Raw genomic sequence first — 18,502 nt, 5'->3', positions numbered from 1 at the left:
CCGCTGTCCGGCGGCCTCACCGCCGGACAGCAGACTCCAGGTCGGCCGGACTCTCGATCCGTCGAGTCAGCAACGATCTGGCGGCGTCGAGTCCGTCGGCGATCTGCCACAGCAGCACCCCGACCGTCCGGCCGTCACGAATGTAGGCGACGACGCGTCCGCCGTCGCGCATTGTGGTCGTGAGAGTCTCCAGGGAGGGGTCCAGCTTCCCGATCGCCTGCCAGTCGATGCCCAGCACCCGGGAGTAGATGTACGGGGTGTAGTCGTAGGGCTCGGGGTCGCCGGCCATCGCGCGCCCGGCGGCTCGGCCCATCGTCTGGGCGTTGTCGACGTGCTCCACCCGGGTGGGTCCCAGAACGGCGTCGCGGTAACGGGCGATGTCGCCGGCGGCCCAGATCGACGGGTCGGACGTCCTGAGGTGAGCATCGACGATGATTCCGTCGTCGACACTCAGCCCGGCCTCGCGCGCCATGTCGAGGTCGGGCACCGCTCCCAGACCGGCCACCGCGGCATCGGCGGTGATCTCGCGGCCGTCGTCGAGGACAGCTGTCACGCCCACCTGCAGACCGTCCTCGCAGGGGCCGCTGCGTCGCACCTGGCGGACCCGGTGGCCGGTGAGGAGACGGACCCCGGCGTCGGCGAACTCCTGGTGGTACTCCTGGCAGATGTCGGCGGGGAACATCGTGTCTCCCAGCATCTGACCCGGCAGCACGAGGGTGACCCGCCGGCCGTGCCCGACCAGGGCAGCGGCGAGCTCCGCACCGATGTACCCGCCACCGATCACCAGGAAGCTGTCACGGTACAGCGACAGACTCATCAGCCGGCGGTAGTCCTCGGCGCTGCGGTAGTAGATCACCGTTCCGGACTCGGCGTCGGGCAGCGTCCTGGGGACGAGCCCGGTGGCCAGCAGCAGGCGCTGGTAGCCGATCGTCTCGCCCGCGGCGGTGACGACTTGCTGGTCAGTCCGGAGAATTCGTGTCACTCTGGTCTGGAGTTGCAGGTCGGCGCCGGTGGCCTGCTGGGTGTCCAGTAGGGCGCGGTGCCAGGGGAAGTGCATGTCGGTCCACAGCCTCTTGCTCAGCGCCGGCCGCGCGTAGGGAGGATCGATGTCCGCGCTGAGGATTCCCAGTGCCCCCGCGACGTCGAGCTCCCTGATGCCCCGTGCAGCTGCGTCCGCGGCCATCCCGCCGCCCACGATCAGGTAGTCGTAGTGTCTCATCTGCTCTCCTTGACGGCGGTTCCGGCGGAACCGGTGATGGCTGGTCGGGGCGGTCGGCGATCCCCGTCGGCCGCCGTCGGGTCAGGGCGTCGGGCTGCCGCCGTTGACGTTGAGGGTCTCGCCGACCACGTAGCTCGACTCGGCAGAGGTGAGGAAGACATAGGCGGGTGCCAGCTCGGTGGGCTGGCCGGCCCTGCCCAGGGGGGTGTTCTGACCGAAGGAGGGCAGCGCCTCGGTGGGCTGGCCCGCCGATACCTGGAGCGGTGTCCAGATCGGGCCGGGAGCCACTGCGTTGACCCTGATCCCCTGCGGGGCCAGCTGCTGGGCAAGCCCCTTGGTGAAGTTGTTGATGGCCGCCTTGGTGGAGGCGTAGTCGAGGAGGTGCGAGCTCGGCTGGTAGGCCTGGATCGACGTCGTGTTGACGATCGTGGAACCGGGGACCAGGTGGGGCAGCGCGGCCCGTGCGATACGGAACTGGGCCAGGATGTTCACCTCATAGGTGGCGGTGAGCTGGTCGTCGGTGAGGTCCTCCAGATGCTCCACGAAGATCTGTTTGCCGGCATTGTTGACCAGCGCGTCCAACCCTCCGAGCTCCGATGCCGCCTTCTCCACCAGATCCGAGCAGAAGGTGGCCTCGGCGAGGTCGCCGGGGATTGTGACGGCACGCCTTCCAGCCCCCTTGATGAGCTCGGCGACCCGCAGCGCGTCCTCCTCCTCGGCCGGCAGGTAGGAGATCGCGACATCGGCTCCCTCCCGTGAGAAGGCGATGGCGACGGCCGCCCCGATCCCGGAGTCGGCGCCGGTGATGAGGGCCTTGCGGCCCTCCAGTCGGCCGGTGCCCCGATAGCTCTGCTCGCCACGGTCGGCGGGAGGGTCCAGCTGCAGGTCCAGCCCGGGCTCCTGCTGTGACTGCTCGGGCGGTGAGATGGACGGGTAACGGGTGACCGGGTTCTGGAAGGTGAGCTGGGTCTCATCAGTCATGTGCTGGCCTTTCTCGAAGGAGCGTGCCCGAAGGTCTTTCCCGACCTCCGGGCACGCAATTGGAACGCAGGGTTAACAGGGATCAGTTGCCGTCGTGGCTGTGCTTGCCACCCTCGACCTTCGCCGCGTGGGGCTGAGCCTCGGCTCCCTGCCGGCCGGCCTCGCTGGGGTCGGCGGCATTCTTCTGTCCGAACCTGCCGGTGCTCTGCTGAGCGGCCTCGCTGGGGTCGGCGGCATTCTTCTGTCCGAACTTTCCGGTGCTCTGCTCGCCGCCCTTACGGGCCTGCTCCTCGGTGTCCGAGCGATTGCCGAACTGGCCTGAGTTGTTCTTGTCAGCCATGGTGTACTCCTCTCCGTCCTTCTCCTCCCAATGGGACATGTCATCTCATTGGGGGTCCAACCACTCCACGAGATGTGGCATCCACCGCGAATTCCTCGGTCGTGTGCCACTGGCGGGCGAAACGCGGACGGTCATTGTTCCGCGACGTTCTCGTCGAGATATCAACCACGGTACGGACTCCAGGATCTGACGGCCTCACCCATAGGGGTGAGAGGCGGCCCACCGATGGGGTAGGACACTGAGTGAATTCCTGGGGTATCGCGCACGCAAGGTCGCGGATCAGGGCCGCGAATCACGGTGCTGACAGCTCCTGGTGAACGGGTGCCGCGGTACCGTGCGACGATCCGGGGGCGGAGTGGCGAGGGGCAGGGATGACGCGACGGTGGGCGCAGCGAGCGGTGATCGCCCTGCTCGCCTCAGTGATCCTGATGGTCGGGGCCGGCTGCGGGGCCCAGTACCCCCGCGACACCCATGGCTCGCTGCGCGCGGCCACCGGTGGCAGCCTGCGAGTGGGTGTCTCTGCCAACCCGCCGTGGACCGAGGTGGGCGCCGATGGCGAGGTGGGCGGTTCGGAGGCACGGCTCGTGGAGAGTTACGCCGCCAGCATCGGCGCCACGGTGCGGTGGCGGGTCGGCGCCGAGAGCGTGCTGGCCGAGGAGATCGACGAGGGTCAGCTCGATGTCGTGATCGGCGGCCTCACCTCGAGCTCGCCGTGGACCGAGAAGATGGCCTTCACCAGGCCCTATGCCACCGTGCAGAGCCCGAACGGCGACTCCGTGAAGATGGTGATGGCGACCCGGCCGGGAGAGAATGCCCTGCTCGTCTCGCTGGAACGGTTCCTGGCGCATCAGGACCGGCGATGACGGCCGGCTCTCGCGGCACCGGTGACGGACGCGAACTCCCCGAGCCGCTCCAGCGCACCCTGCGGGCTGCGATCCGGCTGGAATGGCTGACAGTGGCGTCTCAGCTGGTGATCGCTGTGCTGGTGGGCGTGGTCTCGGGCCAGTCCCAGGCGATGAAGGTGGCCTGGATCGACGATGCGCTGTCTCTGCTGCCGCCGGCCGCGTTCCTGGTCGCCAGCCACCGGATCCGCAGGAGTCCCAGCGCCGACCACCCCTACGGCTTCCACCGCTCCATCGGCGTGGCCCATCTGGTCGCCGCCACGGCGCTGCTCGCGATGGGAGGCTATCTGGCGGTCGACTCGCTGATCAGCCTGGTGACGGTGGAACGGCCGCCGATCGGCATCGTGGTGATCGGCGGCCACGCGCTGTGGGCCGGCTGGCTGATGGTCGTCGTGATGGCTGTCACCAATGTCTCGCCGATCGTGCTCGGACACTTCAAGATGAAACTCGCCGAGCCGCTGCACGACAAGGTGCTCTACGCGGACGCGGCGATGAGCCGGGCCAACTGGACCTCGGCTCTGGCCACCATCGTCGGCGTGCTGGGAGTCGGTCTGGGCTGGTGGTGGGCCGATGCCACGGCCGCCGTCGTGGTGTCTGCGGGGATCGTGCGCGATGGGGTGTCCAACCTGCGTTCGGCGATCGGGGGGCTCACCGACCGGCGGGCGCGCACCTTCGATGACGCCCGCCCGCACCCGCTGCTGCGACGGATCGACGAGCTGGCCGCCTGCCAGCCGTGGGTGGACGCCGTCAGGAGCCGGGTCCGTGACGAGGGGCATCTGTTCCATGTCGAGGTCTTCGTGGTGCCGACAGATCCTCGGCAGTTCTCGGTGCAGCGGTGCGCCGATCTGGTCGAGGCCCTGCGGAGTCTGGACTGGAAGATCCACGACGTCGTCGTCGCACCGCTGCCTGCGCTACCGGAGCACCAGGCCTTTCCGCCGGAGGAGGCGGAGCCGGCCTAGTCCCCGGCCGGACCCCAGCCGTCCTCCGAGCCTGCCGGCGCAGATCATGCGCAACCGGCTCAGGGCCGGGCGGTCGGATCGGTGGATCCGCCAGCCGGCAGTTCGGGGGTGAAGCGCTCCCAGACGCGGTGTGCTGCCAGCAGCTCGGTGACCGCCGACAGGACGGCGGGGGGCTGCTGGTCCTCGACGACGCCGGGGCCGGCCTCCACCGCCTCGTCCAGCACTCGCCGGCCCTGACCCCAGGCCCCGATCGCCTTCGCATGGCGCCAGCACTCCTCGACCATCAGGGTGATCCGCGGATCATCGCCCGCCGGTGCCGGGGCATCGGCCTTCTGGTCCGGGTCGGGGGTGGCGACGGGGTCGCCGGCCAGCAGCAGCGCGTCGAACTGCACCGAGCGGGCGGTGGCGAAGGTCTCGTCGACCGGATGGCCCGCCACCGATCCACCGTGCGGCGCCACCAGGACCGGCGTCATGGAGTGCTCGTCGATCCATCCGAGGACCGCGTCCAGCTCCGCCCGGTCCTGATCGGATCCGACGACCAGGCCGATCATGCGGCCGTCCACCGGCCAGCGGCGGCCCAGCTGGCTCAACGCCGGGCTCGGCGTCACCTCGGCCAATGGCTGGTCGGGGGCGGGGGCATCCTCCCCCAGGGCATCGGCCACCTGCTGGCACAGATCCCCGTCGATCCTGGCCAGGCACTCGAGCTGGCGCCGACGGACCTCCGGGGCCCGGCACTTGCTCAACTCGAAGGAGTAGGCGCCGACGATGTGCTGGCGCTCCACCGGCGTCATACTCGTCCAGAACAGCCTCGCCTGGGAGTAGTGGTCGGAGAAGCTGGCCGACAGCTCGCGGTTCTTGACCGTCTCGGGGATGCGCACCGGGGCGTCGGTGAACGGCCGGTCGGCGTCACCGGCGGTGAACGGGCAGCCCCCGCCGAGGCTGTTGGGTCGGTAGGGGGCGATGCCCTGGTGGATGTCCTGCTGCCCGTACCCGTCCCGCAGCATGTCATCGACCGGCGCGTGCGGCCGGTTGATCGGCAGCTGGTTCCAGTTGGGACCGCCCAGCCGGGTGAGCTGGGTGTCCTGGTAGGAGAACAGCCTCACCTGCAGCAGCGGGTCGTCGGTGACGTCGATGCCGGGCGGAAGATTGCCCGGATGGAAGGCCACCTGCTCGGTCTCGGCGAAGTAGTTGCGAGGATTGCGGTTGAGGGTGAGCCTGCCGACCAGCTGGACCGGCGCCAGCTCCTCGGGAACGAACTTGGTCGGGTCCAGCAGGTCGATCCCCTCGAAACTCTGTTCCTCGTTGTCGGGGAAGACCTGAATACCCAGCTCCCACTGCGGGAAGGAGCCGGCGTCGATGGCGTCTGCCAGATCGCGGCGGTGGAAGTCCGGATCGATGCCGGAGACCATCTGCGCCTCCTCCCAGGTGAGGGAGTGGACGCCCAGGCGTGGCTTCCAGTGCCACTTGACCAAGGAGGTCCGGCCGTCCTGGCCGATGAGCCGGAAGGTGTGGATCCCGAAACCCTCCATCATCCGGTAGGAGCGCGGGATCCCGCGGTCCGACATATTCCACAGGGTGTGGTGCTGGGCCTCGGGGTGCAGCGAGACGAAGTCCCAGAAAGTGTCATGGGCCGACTGCGCCTGGGGGATCTCCCGGTCGGGATGGGGCTTGGCGGCATGGATGATGTCGGGGAACTTGATGCCGTCCTGGATGAAGAACACCGGGATGTTGTTGCCGACCAGGTCGAAGGTGCCCTCCTCGGTGTAGAACTTCGTCGCGAAACCCCGGGTGTCGCGCACCGTGTCGGCCGAGCCGCGCGAGCCCAGGACGGTGGAGAACCGGGTGAAGGTCGGGGTGATCGCTCCCTTGCGCAGGAAGGCCGCCGAGGTCACCTCCTCGGCCGTCCCGTAGCTCTCGAAGACGCCGTGCGCGGCGGCCCCGCGGGCATGGACCACCCGCTCGGGAATGCGCTCATGGTCGAAGTGGGTGATCTTCTCCCGCAGATGGTGGTCCTGGAGCAGGACCGGGCCGCGGGCACCGGCCTTGAGGGAGTGGTCGGTGTCGCGCAGGCGGGCACCCTGGGAGGTGGTGAGGAAGTCCCCCTGCTGGCCGGGTGCCTCGGGGTCGGGACGCTGCTGGTCGGATGTCATGAAATGCCGCCTTCGGTGTGGTGGGTGGTTTCCGGAATGCGCTGCTCCCCGGATCTGTGCCGTGGGCCAGGAGGTCCGGATATCGGGCTGGTCGGTCCTTCATCTGATATCCAGGTGACGAGGCGCTCACCAGGAGTTCGGTGTCGGCCACGCTGCCGGATCGATTCCGGTGTACGGAGATCGCTGGGAATTCCTGGTTCGGAGTGAGCGGAGTCCTCAGAAATCAGAGATCGCGCGCTCGTCGAGAAATTGGTACGACCATATTCCAGTGCCATCATGATGCCCCCATCACCGTCCCCCGAGACGCATTTCATTGCCATTGGATCGGGACCGCCTTATGGGCACAGTACCCACCGATCGGCTCCGATCAAAGGCGCCGTCGGCGACGGGCACACCGATCGCCTAGGCTGGCAACGGTCTGCGTGGGCGGACCGCCGATGCCGATGGCGTCGTCGCCGACGCCGGCCGCGGGCCAGCGGCCGGCCCCGGCGTCCAACCCAGATGTCAGCAACCGAGTGGAGAACCGATGAGCGTCAAGGAACTGTCCGGGATCCCGTGCAGCGAGCGAGAGGTCCCCGCCGAGGTCGCCGCACCCTGGTTCCAGATCAGTGCGGAGAACAAGCAGCTCGAGGGACTGTGCTTCGACCGGGCCGGCGATCTGCACCTCGTCGACGTCTTCGAGGGCAATGTCTACAAGCTGGAGATGACCGGCAGGAAGCTCACCGTGCTGGCCACCCTCACCGGGGAGAATCCCGCGGCTCTCAAGATCCACCGGGACGGCCGGCTGTTCGTCTGCTGCCTGGCCAATATGCGCGACAACGGGTCGATCGTGGCGATGGCTCCCGACGGCAGCGAGCTCGAGACCATCGTCGGCCCCGAGCTCGGCTACGTCCCCGATGACATGGTCTTCGACTCCGATGGCGGTTTCTACTTCTCCGACTTCACCGGCCCGGTGTTCGATCCCACCGGCGGGATCTACCACGTGTCCGGCGATGCCCTCGGGGCAGGACCGGTCGACGGCTCACAGATCACCGCCGTGGTGCCGAACCTGGCCACCCCCAACGGCCTGGCGCTGTCCCCCGATGAGCACCGGCTGTGGGTCACCGAGATGGCCGCCAACCGGCTGCACTGCATCCAGCTGGAGGGTGACCGGGTCTCGATCCCGCCCTATGGCACCGCGGTGCCCTACACCTTCGCCGGGCTGGAGGGACCGGACTCCTGCTCGGTCGACGCCGACGGCAATCTCTACGTGGCGATGTACGAGCAGGGCCGGGTGCTGTGCTTCGACCCCGAAGGAGTGCTCGTCAAGCAGGTCCTGCTGCCCGACCGGGAGCTGGGACACCACCGCCGATCCACCCATCCGATGATCATTCCCGGTACCTCGACCCTGCTGATCTGCACCAATGACTTCGGCGGCGACGGCGGCTCCTGGATCTTCTCGGCCGACGCCCTGGGCCGGGCCCACAGCACCTACCAGTTCAGCTGACGCGGCTCGGAGGGGGGGGCCGACCGGAGCTTCGGGGCCCCGGCGCGGCCGGATCCAGTCGGCTCTCCACATCGGGTGAGTCCGAAGGTTTCGCTGAGAGAAGCATGGTGAAATACTTAGTTTTTGCCTCGAATTCGGATAGCGTAGGTCTTCATGAAGCGCCGCTGGGTCGTTCTGATCGTTGCGGCTGCCTCCATCGGGGCAGTCGGGGTGGTCGACGCCGCCATGATCGGCTCGCGCGATACCGCGACTCCGCTCCGCAGAGCCGGCGTCGCCCTGCCCTCGGTGGCTGCTCAGGGCGCTTCGGCCCCCGCCGCCGTCAGAAATCTTCACCTGGTCTCCAATGACGGGTCCAGGTTCACCCTGGCATGGTCCGACGACCCATCGGCCTCGGTCTTCGAGGTCTACCCCGATGGGGGAGACACCACCCGGGTCGGCGTCACCTCGGTCACTCTCAACTGGCCGCCGTCGGCGCACAGCGTGCGAGTGAGGGTGGCGGCCGTCAGCGCGGCGGGCGCCTACTCCAGCTGGGCCTCCCTGGTGGTCGACCCGGCGTCGCGGCCCCCCGCATCGCCCCCCGTCACCCCGCCGACCGGGATCGACGCCGCCGGTGCCGGTCACAGCGGGTCGGGCCCACACGCGACCAGCGGCCGGTCGTCGACGCATCGGTGGCCCTCGGCTGAGGGCGGCCCGACGAGCTCGAGGCCGACCAGCGGCACCCAGACCTCGGGGGGTCAGTCCAGCGATCAGCCCACCAACCTGCCGACCACGGCACCGACGTCGACCGGCGGTCAGCCCCCGGTGACCGTTCCCAGCAGGCCCGCGACCTCCTCGCCTACCCGGCCTCCTGTCACCCCGTCCACGCCCACTCCCACTCCCACTCCGACGCCGACTCCCACCCCCACTCCCAGTGAGGACGAGAGCTCGCCTTCGGATCCCGGAGGATCCTCGGACGTCCAGACTCCGTCCCCCTCGGCGACCAGCTCCTCGGCCTCGCCCGATTCCGGTGGCGCCGGTTCCTCGCAGCAGACGACCCAGACGCAGACCCAGCAGGCCTACACGCGGTCCTCGCCGCTGGGTGAGCGCCAGCCGGCCCGCTGATCCCTGCTCTGCCGCACGCGGTCTCTGCCGCACGCGGTGCGCTGCCACGCTGAGGCCTCCATGGGCCGGGTCATCTCACGAGGTCCTCGGCAGCGCTGCTGGGCGCCGTGGCCGCACGCCGGCGGAGAGAGCCGGCGGGGCGTCCCCTGCGGGACTCAGAAGTGGATGAACCCGTCGAAACCGGTGCTGCCACCGGCCGACCAGTTGACGTGCGAGCGGGTACCGAAGCCGCCGGGGACCTGGAAGTTGTACTCGGAGACGTCGATCGTGCCGTCGCGGTGCACCGCAGTGACCCAGGCGACGTGACCGGCATAGCCGCTGGTGCGCCAGGCCACCGAGCCGACCGACGGTGAGGTGTCGACGCGGACGCCGATGGACCGGGCGGCGGCCCCCCAGTTGACGGCGTTGCCGAAGTGGACGCCATTGGTCTGGTTCTGGAAGTTCGACCAGCCGGTGGTGGTACGGACCTTCCAGGCGGCGTAGGAGACGCACTGGCCCCAGTAGAAACCCCAGGGGTCGACGCCGTTGTAGTTGGCCACCGCCGAGTAGCTGCCGGCGGTGTTGGAGGCGTGGCGCCCGGAGCCGGAGCGACTGGTCTTGCGATCGGCGGAGGCGGCTGCGGTGGCCAGCCGGTTGGAGGCCTCCTCGGCCTGGCGGCGGGCCGCGGCGGCGGCAGCGGCAGCCTTGCGGGCGGCAGCACGCTTGATCGCGGCGTTGACCTCGGCGACCTGGCCCTTGATCTTGCTGGTGGCGGCCTGGTCGGCCGCCAGCTGGGCCTGCTTCTCGGCGGCGGTGGCGGCATTGAGCTTCACGGTGGAGGCGACTGCATCGGCGGCCAGGGCGGCCTCCTTCTCCAGGACGCGGGTGGTCTCCAGGTGAGCCTGGGACTCCTTCTTGCGCTGGGCGGCCTGCCGGGTGGCGGCGGCCTGCGTCTTCTCGGCCGCCTGCAGCTGGACGACCTTGGCGGAGATCTCCTCGACGGCCTTCTTGGAGTAGTCGGTGGCCACTGCCGACCACTGGGTGCGCTGATTGATGTCGTTGGTGGTGAGGTTGGTGGTGAACACGGCGATTCCCTGCAGCGGGCTGGACTGCTGGACCAGCCGGTTCATCGTGGTGGCGTACTTCTTGCGGTCGGCGGCCAGCTGGGTCTTCCCGGCGGCGACGGCATCGTCGGCGGCCCGGAGATCGGCCTGGGCCTGGTCCAGCTTGACGGCCAGCGCGGCATCGGCCTTCCGGGCGACGGCGACGTCGGCCCGGGCCTGACTCAGCACCGCCTGCTGGCTGGCCAGCCGCTGCTGGGAGGTGGTGAGGTTCTGCTGGGCGGTGGCGGCCTCGGCCCTGCTGTTCTTCAGCGATTCCTGGGAGGTCCTCAGCGCGGACTCGAGGCGATCGCGGCGGTCCTGATTGGACTCGGCGTGGGCGACTCCGGTGGAGGCCACGGAGGCGACCACCGAGAACATCACGGCCCCGGCGGCGAGACGCCGGGCGCGGCGAAGGCGGTCGTGAGAAAAGTGGGGAAGTCTCATCTCTGGACTTTTTACCATCGGGTGGTTCCAGTTGAGTTCGCGACACGCCCCCGTTTCCAGGACGTCATCTGTGATCCTGGTCACAACCCGCGGCCTCGTTGCAGGTAGCCGGCCATCTCGGCGGCCGGGACCATCGACCCGCCGGTGATCCAGGCGATCTGGGTGGCCCGGGACAAGGTGGCGTCGTCCAAGCCGATCCGATCGCGGTAGCCGGCGTCATCGCGGACCCGCCCGATCCCGGCCAGCCCGGCGACCGCCGAGGGTTCGGCGTCGATTCCCTGCTGGTCGTGGAGGGTGGTCAGCATCCGGAACAGATCGTCGTCGTCGACGGTGAGGTATCCGTCGATCAGCTGCTGCATTGCCTGGCCGACGAATCCGGAGGGCCGTGAACAGGCCAGGCCGTCGGCGGCAGTGCGCCCGTCGATGCCGAAGTCGGTGACCGAGACCTTCGAGTGGAGACCCGTGTAGACGCCGAGGAACATGCTGGGGCAGTGGGTGGGTTCGGCGAGGATGAGGTGGACGGCGTCCCCGAACTCGACCTTCAGGCCGAAGCCGATGCCGCCGGGCCCGCCGCCGACCCCGCAGGGCAGGTAGACGATGAGCGGATGATCGGCGTCGACCGGGCGGTCCATGGCGCGGAGCTGGGCCGACAGTCGGCGGGCGGCGACCGCATAGCCCAGGAACAGCGCCGAGGAGTTCTCGTCATCGATGAAGTAGCCGCTCCGGTCGCCTGCTGCGAGGGCCTCGGCGGCCCGGGTACGGGCGGCAGTGATCGCTGTCGAGTAGTCGGCGGGGTACTCGATGACCTCGACGCCGTGGCTGCGCAGCATCTCCTTCTTCCAGCCGCGGGCGTCGGCCGACATGTGCACCTGGGTGCGGAAACCGAGGGTGGCGCTCATGATCCCGATGGACAGGCCGAGGTTGCCGGTGGAGGCCACCGACAGGCTGTGCTCGGCGAAGAAGCGGTGTACTCGCGGCTCGGCGAGCACGGTGTAGTCCTGGCCGGGGGTCAGCAGTCCCGCCTCGATGGCCAGCGTCTCGGCGTGCAGCAGGACCTGGTAGATCCCGCCACGGGCCTTGATGGATCCGGAGATCGGCAGCTGGGAGTCGAGTTTGAGCCACACCCCGTCAGTTGAGGAGGCCGCCAGCGGGGACTCGATGATGCCGCCGGTCGGGCGGGTCTGCGGGAATGCGGCGGCCAGGAAGGGGGCGAAGCGGTCCAGCCGGTCGGCGGCCCCGGTGATCTCGTCGGGGCTGAGGCCCACCTGGGTCAGACCCTCGGCGGCGGGTCTGACATCGGGGTTGAACCACTGTGTGGGGCGGCAGGCGATCAGATCGGCGATGAGCGGATGGTCCGCGATCCAATCGGTCAGGAGTCGGCCGTGGACCAGGTCGTCGGCTGGCATCTCGTCGGCAGGCAGGCCGTCCTCGGGCGTCCTGGAGTGGGTCGGTGTCATGGGCTTCCTCAGGCGGTTCGAGCGGCTCCACCGTATCCCGGAACGCACCGCCGGGTGGGGTGATCCGCGGTCCGGCATCGGGGCGCAGGATGATGGATGACCGGCGCCCGGAGCCGCTGCCGCGCGGCCCTAAGCTGGACTTCTGCAGAACCGGACAGGAAGAGGGCATCGCCGTGGGTTGTACAACCATTCTGGTGGGCAGGGGCGCCAGCTACGACGGATCGCCGATCGTGGCGCGCAATGAGGACTCGGCCAACGGCGAGTGGAATCCGAAACGGATCATCGTCGTCTCCCCGCAGGACCAGCCGCGCAGCTACACCAGCGTGATCGGACACCTCATCATCGAGCTGCCCGACGATCCGCTGCGCTACACCGCCGTGCCGAATGCCGTCACCGACGAGGGGGTGTGGGCAGAGGCCGGCATCAACTCGGCGAACGTCGCCATGAGTGCCACCGAGACCCTCACCAGCAACGAGCGGGTGCTGGGCGCCGATCCGCTGGTCGAGTACCAGCCGGCATGCGGGACGCCGGGCCAGGAGGACTACCGGCCCGAGGTGGCCGGCGGGATCGGCGAGGAGGATCTGGTCACCATCGTGCTGCCGTACATCCGCACCGCCCGAGAGGGTGTGCTGCGGCTCGGGCAACTGCTGGAGCAGTTCGGCACCTACGAGATGAATGGCATCGCCTTCAGCGACGCCGAGGAGATCTGGTGGCTGGAGACGGTCGGCGGCCACCACTGGATCGCCAAGCGGGTGCCCGACGACCGATACGTCACGATGCCCAACCAGCTCGGTATCGACTCCTTCGACCTCGACGACGCCTTCGGCGAGGGGCGCGAGCACCTGGCCAGTTCGGACCTGCGGGAGTTCCTGGCCGGCAACTTCCTGGACCTGCGGTTGCCCGGGACCGGGCCCAGCGGATTCCTGGCGGCCCGGGCCGGTGGCGCCTCGGATGGCGGGCCGACAGGTGCCCTGCCGGGTGGCGTCCTCAACCCGCGGGAGGCCTTCGGCTCCCACTCCGATGCCGACCACGTCTACAACTCCCCGCGTGCCTGGAGCATGCAACGGGCCCTCAACCCGCACGCCGAGGACTGGGACGGGCCGACGGCGCGGTACACCCCGGCCTCCGACGACATCCCCTGGTCGCGGGTGCCGGAGCGGCGGATCACCCTCGAGGACATCAAGTACGTGCTGAGTCTGCATTACCAGGGCACCCGGTACGACCCGTACTCGGCCCTGGGCACCGAGGCCCAGAGGCATCTGCTGCGCCCGATCGGCATCAATCGGCACTCCGAGCTGTCGATCCTGCAGGTACGTCCCTACCGGCCCGAGTCGAGCCGGTCGCTGCAGTGGGTCGCCTTCGCCTCGAACCCGTTCAACACCCTGGTGCCGCTGTACACCAATGTGGACCGCACCCCCGACTACCTGGCGAACACCACCGGTCGGGTCAGTACCGACAGTCTCTACTGGGCGCAGCGCCTCATCGCGGCGCTGGCCGACGGCCATTTCAACGAGATCATCCCCGAGATCGAGCGCTACCAGGAGAGGACGCTGGCCGCCGGGCATGCCGGTGTCCGGGTGACCGACGCCGCCCTGGCGGCGTCGGCCGGCTCCGGGAACCGCGAGAACCCGGCGAACGGGCAGGCGGACCAGGATCAGATCCGTCGGGTCCTGGCGGGCGCCAATGAGACGATCGCCGAGCAGCTGCGCGCCGAGACCGACGCGCTGCTGGGAAAGGTGCTGGTCATCGCCAGCAACCTCATGAGCAACCGGTTCTCCCGCTCCGACAACTGAGCTCCCGGCCCGGCCCGGCCGGGACGGGGCGCGGCCGACCGGTCCGGCACCTCCCGGCCCCGCCGGCTGCAGGGGGCGTCCAGCCTCAGCCCTGGGTGGCGTTGTGGTAGTGCCCCGGGGCGGCGTCCGGCAGCTCGTTGAGCCGGGCCATCTCCTCGTCGCTGAGCTGGAAGTCCAGGGCCGCATTGGCGCGGATGTGGTCGGGTCCGACGGCCTTGGGCAGCGGCAGGACGCCGTTCTGCAGGCAGAACCGCAGCGCCACCTGGGCGAGGCTGACCTGATGGGCGTCGGCGATCGCCTGGACCGCGGCGTTGTCGAGGATGTCGCCGGTGGCCAGCGGCGAGTAGGCCTCCACCAGGATGTCGTGGTCGCGGCAGAAGCCGGAGATCACCGGCTCGGTGAAGCCGATGTAGTACTGGATCTGGTTGACCGCGGGGGCGACGTCACCCTTGGTGAGAACGTTCTCCAGATCGTGCACGTCGAAGTTCGAGACGCCGATCGCCTTGAGCCGGCCGTCGCCGAGGCCTTCCTGCAGCACCTCCCAGGCGGCCAGGTTGCCCTCGTCGAAACGCTTCTCGTGCTGGCCCCAGGGCCAGGGCGCGTGGATGAGGTAGAGGTCGATGTAGCCGAGATCCAGATGCGCCAGGGACTCCTCCATCCGGGTGACGGCCTCATCGTGGGTCTTGGCCGCTGCGGGCAACTTCGAGGTGACGAAAATCTCCTCACGCGGGACTCCCGAGTCGCGGATGGCGCGGCCCACGCTGGCCTCGTTGCCGTATCCGTGGGCGGTGTCGATATGCCGGTAGCCCGTCTCCAGGGCGGTCCGGACCGCGTTGTATGCGGTGTCGCCGTCGGGAATCTGCCAGGTGCCGAATCCCACCTCGGGGATCCTTGCTCCGGTGGACAGGGTGAAAGTGTCGGTCAGTGCGCCCATGTGGGGCCTCCTTCAGTCAAGCGTGTCTGCACCTTACGTCCGCGGTGGTCGGGGGCTCCGGGAGAGGGCCGGGAGGGGCGTCGGCCCTATGCTCGGACCGGAGGAGTTCACCATGCGTACCCCGAGGCCCCACGCCGATCCCAGGAGCTACGTCTCCACCGGGTCGCTGCCCGCCGACGCCCCGATCGAGGACCTTCTGCGGCGGGCCCACGAGGAACTGCGCGGGGTCGAGGAGGGAGAGCTCTCGACCGTCTACCCGGCACTGGCCGGTGCGGACCCCAGCCACTTCGGCCTGGCGCTGGCCGATGTCGAGGGTGCCACCTTCGAGGCGGGCGACTCGCGGATCCCCTTCCTCATCATGAGCGTCTCGAAGCCCTTCGTGCTGGCCCTGGTCTGCGACGCGATCGGCGCCCGGGCCGTCGACGATCTGGTGGGGATGACCGCCACCGGACTGCCCTTCAACTCGCTGGAGCCGGTCGAGCGCAGCCCACGAGGGCGGACCAACCCGATGGTCACCTCGGGGGCGATCGCCACCACCAGCCTGGTCCCAGGGGGCCGGTGCGAGGAGCGCTGGCAGTTCATCCGGGAGGGTCTGTGCCGCTTCGCCGGACGCGATCTCAGCCTGGACACGGACACCGTCGAGGCGGTGCGCGCCACCAACCTGCGCCATCGATCGCTCGCCCTGCTGCTGAGGTCCAGGGCAGCGCTGCGGGGCGATCCGCAGGAGGCGGTGGAGCTCTACACCGACCAGTGCTGTCTGGAGGTGACCGCCGTGGATCTGGCCGTGATGGGCGCCACGCTGGCCGACGGCGGGGTGAATCCGCTCACCGGTGACCAGGTGGTCTGCGCCGAGGCCGCCCGGGTCGCGCTGGTCGCGATGAATGTGGCGGGCCTCTACGAGGCGTCGGGGGAGTGGATGCTGCGGGTCGGGGTTCCCGGCAAGAGCGGTATCGGTGGCGGGATCACGGCCTCCTCCCCGGGCAAGGGAGGATTCGGCGCCTTCTCCCCGCTGCTGGACGCCCAGGGGAACAGTGTGCGTGCGGGCCGGGCGGCTGAGCTGCTGTCCCGCGAGCTGGGCCTCGACATTCTGCGCTCGGCACCCGCGCAGCGGTGAGATCTGCCGTACTATCTAAGCATGTGTGCAGATACGAAGAGATGCACGTTCGACGCGGAGAGCCAGTACGCCGATCTGGCCGCCGAGGTGTTCTCGCTGCTGTCGGACGCCACCCGGGTCCGGATCATCCTGGCGCTGCGCGAGGCTGAGTTGTCGGTCGGGGAGATCGCGGAGCAGGTCGGCAAGTCCCCGACGGTGGTGTCCCAACACCTGGCGAAACTGCGCTGGGGCAGGATCGTGGCGACCCGCCGGGAGGGCACCCGGGTGTTCTACAGCCTGGTTGACGAGCACGCCCGCCAGCTCGTCAGCCATGCGGTGTTCCAGGCGGAGCACGTCGTCGACGGGATCCCGGCCCATCACCTGGGCGCCGACGGACTGCCGGTCGGCGCCGACGGTCTGCCGGTCGGCAGCGACGCGGGGCAGCCGGGGGAGAGCCGGCAGTCGGCCGGGCAGTGCCCGCGATGACCGTCCAGACCACCGACCTCGCCGGAGTCGGCGAGCCGCCGGACGCCGGCTCACCCACCGTCGAGGACCGCAGCCTGTGGGCGAGGATCGACCGCGGGGATCTGGCGCGCACCGTCCTGGTCGCCGCATGCGCGGTGGCAGTGGCGTTGGGCCTGACCTGGCCCTCGCCGCATCTGCCGGTGGTGGCCCTCGCCGGTCTGCTGGTCGGCTGCTGGCCGATCCTGGTCGAGGCGTGGCGGGACGTGTGGCACCGGCGGATGAGCATGGAGCTGTCGATGCTCATCGCGATCGCCGCCGCCGCGGCGATCGGGGAGTGGGCCACCTCGTTGGTGATCGCGGTGTTCGTGCTGGCCGCAGAGATCCTTGAGGATCTGTCGATGGATCGCGGCCGGGAGGCGCTCACCGACCTGATGTCCTTCCTGCCCAGCACGGTCCAGGTGCGGCAGCAGGACGGCGTCGCCGAGGTGGCGTTGTCCGAGGTGGCCCCGGGGCAGTTGGTGGTGGTGGCACCCGGCGGACGGGTCCCGGTCGACGGCGTGGTGGTGACCGGCCGGTCGACGGTTGACCAGTCGCGGATCACCGGGGAGTCGTTGCCGGTGGCGGTCGGGGTGGGCGACGGCGTCTTCTCCGGATCGATCAACCAGACCGGTGCTCTGGACGTGCGGGCCGAACGGGTCGGTGCCGAGTCCTCCTACGGGCGGATCGTGGCGGCGGTCCGTCAGGCGCAGTCCTCCGAGCCGCCGGTGCAGCGACTCGCCGACCGGCTGGCTGCCTGGCTGGTCTATCTCGCGCTGATCGGTGCCGCGATCACCTATCTGGTCACCCGTGATCTCACCTCGACCATCTCGGTGATCGTGGTGGCCGGTGCCTGTGGGATCGCAGCCGGGACCCCGTTGGCGGTGCTGGCGGCGATCGCCCGGATCGCGCGGGCGGGTGCCTTCGTCAAGGACGGGACGCATCTCGAGGCGCTGTCGGCGGTCGACACCATCGTCTTCGACAAGACCGGAACACTCACCGTCGGGCAGCCCGTCGTGGTGGGGGTCCGGCCGGCCGAGGGGGTCTCGGCCGATGAACTGCTCGGCGCGGCAGCCGTCCCGGAGTCCTCCTCCGAGCACCCGCTGGGCCAGGCCATCGTGGCCCACGCCCGCGCGCAGGGCCTGTCGATCCCGTCGTGCGAGGGGTTCGGCTATCAGCCGGGCAGAGGGGTCTCGGCGACGGTGGCCGGCCAGCGGGTCGATGCCGGGAACCGTGCACTGGTGCCCGACGTCCCCGAGCAGGTGGCCGACCAGAGCGTCGCCACCGCCGTGCACGTGGGGATCGACGGACGCTACATCGGGACGATCCTGCTGGCCGACGCGGTGCGCGACTCCGCCGGCCGGTCGGTGGCCGAGCTGCACCGGATGGGTCTGCGGACCCTGATGCTCACAGGCGACGTCGAGCAGACCGCCCGGGCGGTGGCCGGGCAGATCGGCGTCGGCGAGGTGCGGGCGGGGCTGCTCCCCGAGCAGAAGCTGACGGTCATCGAGGCCGAGCGCGCCGCAGGCCACAAGGTGGCGATGGTCGGCGACGGGGTGAACGACGCGCCGGCACTGGCCCGCGCCGATGTCGGGATCGCGATGGGGTCGGGCACCGACATCGCCCGGGAGAGTGCTGACGTCGTCCTCATCAGCTCCGATCTCGACGATCTGGTGCGCACGGTCGGCACTGCGCGCCGGGCGCGTCGGATCGTGATGGCCAACTTCGTGGGCACGATCCTGGTCGATCTGATCGGGATGGTGCTGGCGGCGTTCGGCTACCTCACCCCGGTGCTCGCCGCGATAGTGCACGTCGGCTCGGAGACCGCATTCATCCTCAACTCGGCACGTCTGATCCCCGGGCGCGGTCGACGCTGAGGTGTGGGCCCGGCCCGTGCGCGGGTCGGGCCGCATCCGGACTGCGCAGATCACTCGGCAGACGTGCCTTCTCGCGTCCTCGCTGTCCGATGAGGCGGTGTTCGATGACGTGCAGGGGACTCCGGACTGGTTCCTCGACGAGGTCGACGGCTCCATCGACAAGTGACGACGGCCGTCACCCAG

The 18,502-nt window shown here is 69.5% G+C and carries 15 protein-coding genes; 8 read left to right on the top strand and 7 right to left on the bottom strand.

The window, feature by feature from the left end:
* Window positions 1-16 precede the first annotated feature (16 nt).
* From G554_RS0106280 to G554_RS0106270, 3 genes are all read right to left on the bottom strand, one after another.
* Window positions 17-1,219: an NAD(P)/FAD-dependent oxidoreductase gene (locus G554_RS0106280; RefSeq protein WP_027587247.1), complete on the bottom strand. Its 1,203-nt coding sequence runs from the start codon at window positions 1,217-1,219 to the stop codon at window positions 17-19.
* A gap of 81 nt (window positions 1,220-1,300) precedes the next feature.
* The gene (locus G554_RS0106275; RefSeq protein ID WP_027587246.1) at window positions 1,301-2,200 is read right to left on the bottom strand and encodes an SDR family oxidoreductase; all 900 of its coding nucleotides are present in this window, start codon (window positions 2,198-2,200) and stop codon (window positions 1,301-1,303) included.
* Between the two features lie 82 nt (window positions 2,201-2,282).
* A complete protein-coding gene (locus G554_RS0106270) occupies window positions 2,283-2,540 on the bottom strand; it encodes a hypothetical protein (protein WP_027587245.1) in 258 nt (85 codons plus the stop codon).
* 371 nt (window positions 2,541-2,911) lie between these two features.
* On the opposite strand from G554_RS0106270, the gene G554_RS0106265 reads away from it, so the two are divergent.
* Together G554_RS0106265 and G554_RS0106260 are read left to right on the top strand one after the other, a co-directional pair.
* Window positions 2,912-3,403, top strand: a complete 492-nt coding sequence (locus tag G554_RS0106265; protein ID WP_027587244.1) for a transporter substrate-binding domain-containing protein — start codon at window positions 2,912-2,914, stop codon at window positions 3,401-3,403.
* Window positions 3,400-4,401: a cation diffusion facilitator family transporter gene (locus G554_RS0106260; protein WP_027587243.1), complete on the top strand. Its 1,002-nt coding sequence runs from the start codon at window positions 3,400-3,402 to the stop codon at window positions 4,399-4,401. Before G554_RS0106265 ends, G554_RS0106260 begins: the two co-directional genes overlap by 4 nt.
* A 59-nt stretch (window positions 4,402-4,460) precedes the next feature.
* Here the strand turns inward: G554_RS0106260 and G554_RS15035 are convergent, their stop codons facing one another.
* Window positions 4,461-6,551 carry a catalase gene (locus G554_RS15035; RefSeq protein WP_051232568.1) on the bottom strand — a complete coding sequence of 697 codons (2,091 nt, stop codon included), beginning with the start codon at window positions 6,549-6,551 and terminating at the stop codon, window positions 4,461-4,463.
* A 526-nt stretch (window positions 6,552-7,077) separates the two neighbouring features.
* On the opposite strand from G554_RS15035, the gene G554_RS0106250 reads away from it, so the two are divergent.
* A complete protein-coding gene (locus G554_RS0106250) occupies window positions 7,078-8,037 on the top strand; it encodes an SMP-30/gluconolactonase/LRE family protein (RefSeq protein WP_027587242.1) in 960 nt (319 codons plus the stop codon).
* A 153-nt stretch (window positions 8,038-8,190) separates the two neighbouring features.
* Window positions 8,191-9,138: a hypothetical protein gene (locus G554_RS0106245; RefSeq protein WP_027587241.1), complete on the top strand. Its 948-nt coding sequence runs from the start codon at window positions 8,191-8,193 to the stop codon at window positions 9,136-9,138.
* 155 nt (window positions 9,139-9,293) lie between these two features.
* Here G554_RS0106245 and G554_RS0106240 read toward each other — a convergent pair whose 3' ends face one another.
* Window positions 9,294-10,664, bottom strand: a complete 1,371-nt coding sequence (locus tag G554_RS0106240; protein ID WP_154654200.1) for a CHAP domain-containing protein — start codon at window positions 10,662-10,664, stop codon at window positions 9,294-9,296.
* Window positions 10,665-10,744: 80 nt separating this feature from the next.
* Window positions 10,745-12,121, bottom strand: coding sequence for a D-serine ammonia-lyase (locus tag G554_RS0106235; protein WP_245569973.1), 1,377 nt, complete (start codon window positions 12,119-12,121; stop codon window positions 10,745-10,747).
* Window positions 12,122-12,294: 173 nt separating this feature from the next.
* Here G554_RS0106235 and G554_RS0106230 point away from each other — a divergent pair, with 173 nt between their 5' ends.
* On the top strand, window positions 12,295-13,914 hold the full coding sequence (locus tag G554_RS0106230; RefSeq protein WP_027587238.1) for a C69 family dipeptidase: 1,620 nt from the start codon (window positions 12,295-12,297) through the stop codon (window positions 13,912-13,914).
* An 85-nt stretch (window positions 13,915-13,999) separates the two neighbouring features.
* Here the strand turns inward: G554_RS0106230 and G554_RS0106225 are convergent, their stop codons facing one another.
* Window positions 14,000-14,848: an aldo/keto reductase gene (locus tag G554_RS0106225; protein WP_027587237.1), complete on the bottom strand. Its 849-nt coding sequence runs from the start codon at window positions 14,846-14,848 to the stop codon at window positions 14,000-14,002.
* A 112-nt stretch (window positions 14,849-14,960) separates the two neighbouring features.
* Between G554_RS0106225 and glsA the strand changes: the two genes are divergently transcribed.
* The 3 genes from glsA to G554_RS0106210 are packed head-to-tail and all read left to right on the top strand — an operon-like array spanning window position 14,961 to window position 18,319.
* Window positions 14,961-15,962: a glutaminase A gene (glsA, locus tag G554_RS0106220; RefSeq protein ID WP_027587236.1), complete on the top strand. Its 1,002-nt coding sequence runs from the start codon at window positions 14,961-14,963 to the stop codon at window positions 15,960-15,962.
* A 21-nt stretch (window positions 15,963-15,983) separates the two neighbouring features.
* Window positions 15,984-16,427 (top strand): ArsR/SmtB family transcription factor, encoded by a 444-nt coding sequence (locus G554_RS15030; protein WP_084648354.1) that lies wholly within the window; start codon window positions 15,984-15,986, stop codon window positions 16,425-16,427.
* Window positions 16,424-18,319, top strand: a complete 1,896-nt coding sequence (locus tag G554_RS0106210; protein WP_051232565.1) for a heavy metal translocating P-type ATPase — start codon at window positions 16,424-16,426, stop codon at window positions 18,317-18,319. The genes G554_RS15030 and G554_RS0106210 overlap by 4 nt, the downstream gene beginning before the upstream one ends.
* Window positions 18,320-18,502: the final 183 nt, after the last annotated feature.

The organism is Acidipropionibacterium thoenii DSM 20276, assembly GCF_000423445.1.
GTDB classification, from domain to species: Bacteria; Actinomycetota; Actinomycetes; order Propionibacteriales; family Propionibacteriaceae; genus Acidipropionibacterium; species Acidipropionibacterium thoenii.
Note: the sequence above shows the minus strand (reverse complement) of the source record. Positions and strands in the feature narration are given on the sequence as shown.